Annotated in this window: 1 rRNA gene; it reads right to left on the bottom strand. The window is 46.1% G+C overall.

Features of this window, described 5'->3' with window-relative positions:
• Positions 1-183, bottom strand: a 16S ribosomal RNA gene (locus SPM24T3_RS24165); the annotation flags it as partial.
• Positions 184-373 lie beyond the last annotated feature (190 nt).

Here is a 373-nt window from a genome sequence, read left to right as displayed (position 1 = left end):
ATCATGCGGTATTAGCTACCGTTTCCAGTAGTTATCCCCCTCCATCAGGCAGTTTCCCAGACATTACTCACCCGTCCGCCGCTCGTCACCCAGAGAGCAAGCTCTCCCGTGCTACCGCTCGACTTGCATGTGTTAGGCCTGCCGCCAGCGTTCAATCTGAGCCATGATCAAACTCTTCAATTAAAAGTTCGATTTGCTTAAACAAGTTAAGCGGTGCTCAAAGTTTACTTTCGTAATAATTCAAAAATGAATTACTGCTTGGTCACTCTAAGACTTGGCATTGCTGCCTTTGATATTCTGTTGCCACCGAAGTGGCTGATATCGTCTTGTGAGTGCCCACACAGATTGTCTGATAAATTGTTAAAGAGCAGTG

The sequence above is a fragment of the Serratia sp. M24T3 genome (genome assembly GCF_000257645.1).
In the GTDB taxonomy this organism is placed as follows: Bacteria; Pseudomonadota; Gammaproteobacteria; order Enterobacterales; family Enterobacteriaceae; genus Rouxiella.
The sequence above is the reverse complement of the archived record's forward strand: the minus strand, read 5'-3'. Positions and strand labels throughout refer to the sequence as shown.